Genomic DNA, 1,848 nt, shown 5'->3' with positions numbered 1-1,848 from the left:
TTCGTCTTCCTCAATAAAGCCCGTAACCGCATCAAGGTGTTGTACTGGGAGCGCAACGGCTTCTGCCTTTGGCTCAAGCGCCTCGAAGCCGAACGTTTCAAAACTTCCCCCGACGCCACCGACGAAGCCATCGTCCTGACCGTCCAGGAACTTAACTGGTTACTCGACGGCTTCGACCTCTGGCGCAACCGTCCACATCAGGTTCTGACACCCCGTTTCGTTGCCTGACCCGGTATAATCCGGGGCATGATTTCCTTGCCCGACAACCTTCCAGACGATCCCGTACTACTCAAGCAGATGTTGCTTGAGGCCTACGAAGCACGCTTGCGCGAGCAGGAAGTCAACGAAGCCTATGCCACCCATATCGTCGACCTGAAAGAACAGATCAAGCTGCTGCGGGATCGGCTGTTCAACCGCAAATCCGAGCAGACGGTCGATCCCAATACGCCGCAACTGGCAATGTTCAACGAGCCGGAAAGCGAGCCGTTGCTGGCCGTGGTTGAGGATGCGGACGAAGAAGTCGTTGCCCCAGTCAAACGTCGTGGCAAGCGCAAACCGTTGTCGGCCGACCTGCCACGTGTCGAAGTCATCCACGACTTGCCCGAGCACGAGCTGACCTGCGTCTGCGGTTGCCGCAAGCATGTGGTTGGCGAGGAAACCAGCGAGCAGCTCGATATCGTGCCGATGCAGATCCGCGTGCTCAAACATGTGCGCAAGGTCTACGGCTGCCGTGGTTGTGAAGCGGCGCCGGTCACCGCCGACAAACCGGCACAGCTGATCGAGAAGAGCATGGCCAGCCCCAGCGTGCTGGCCATGCTGCTGACCACCAAGTATGTCGATGGTCTGCCGCTACACCGTTTTGAAAGCGTACTGTCCCGGCATGGCATCGAAATCCCCCGGCAAACCTTGGCCCGCTGGGTAATCCAGTGCAGCGAACACTTCCAGCCGCTGCTGAACCTGATGCGTGAGCGGTTGTTGGAAAGCCCGGTGATTCACTGCGATGAAACGCGGGTGCAGGTGCTCAAGGAACCGGATCGCGACCCGACCAGCCAGTCCTGGATGTGGGTGCAGGCCAGCGGGCCACCTGATCGACAAGTCGTGTTGTTCGACTACACCACCAGCCGTGCGCAGGAGGTACCGTTGCGCCTGCTGGAGGGCTATCGCGGTTATGTCATGACCGATGATTACGCCGGTTACAACGCGTTGGCATTACAGCCCGGTGTCGAACGGTTGGCGTGCATGGTTCATGCACGACGCAAGTTTGTCGAGGCGCAAAAGGTGCAGCCCAAAGGCAAGACGGGACGTGCCGATGTGGCGCTGGCGATGATCAACAAGCTGTATGGCATCGAGCGTGAACTCAAGGATGTCAGCGATGACCAGCGGTTCATCGGTCGCCAGGAACGAAGCCTGCCGATCCTCGGCCAGTTGAAAAGCTGGCTGGACAAGACGCAGTCCCAAGTCACACCGCAAAGCGTGCTGGGCAAGGCGGTGCAGTATCTGGCGAACAACTGGAGTCGGTTGGAGCGCTACGTCGAGGCCGGCCATTTGCCGATCGACAATAACCTGGCAGAGCGTGCGATAAAGCCGTTTGTCATCGGGCGCAAGGCCTGGTTGTTCAGCGACACGCCCAAGGGTGCTGCGGCCAGTGCACAGATCTACAGCCTGGTCGAGACCGCGAAGGCCAACGGCCAAGAGCCCTATACGTGGCTGCGCCACGTACTGGAGCGGTTGCCGCATGCCTCGTCGGTAGAGGACTACGAAGCGCTGCTGCCGTGGAACTGCTCACCGGAGATGCAACGGTAAATCGAAGCTCCATCTGGCGGTAGGTGGGGTTCATGGATCGCACTC

2 protein-coding genes are annotated in these 1,848 nt (G+C 59.5%); both read left to right on the top strand.

Annotated elements, in window-relative coordinates; all coding sequences use genetic code 11:
- The coding region (tnpB, locus tag HU770_RS26685) for an IS66 family insertion sequence element accessory protein TnpB (protein WP_186666567.1) at positions 1–228 on the top strand (228 nt) is incomplete at its 5' end.
- Between the two features lie 18 nt (positions 229–246).
- Complete coding sequence (locus HU770_RS26680; RefSeq protein WP_186666565.1) at positions 247–1,803, top strand: IS66 family transposase; 1,557 nt, start codon at positions 247–249, stop codon at positions 1,801–1,803.
- Positions 1,804–1,848 lie beyond the last annotated feature (45 nt).

The sequence above is a fragment of the Pseudomonas sp. SWRI68 genome (assembly GCF_014269165.1).
Lineage (GTDB): Bacteria > Pseudomonadota > Gammaproteobacteria > Pseudomonadales > Pseudomonadaceae > Aquipseudomonas > Aquipseudomonas capeferrum.
This window is presented reverse-complemented; position numbering and strand designations above follow the sequence as displayed.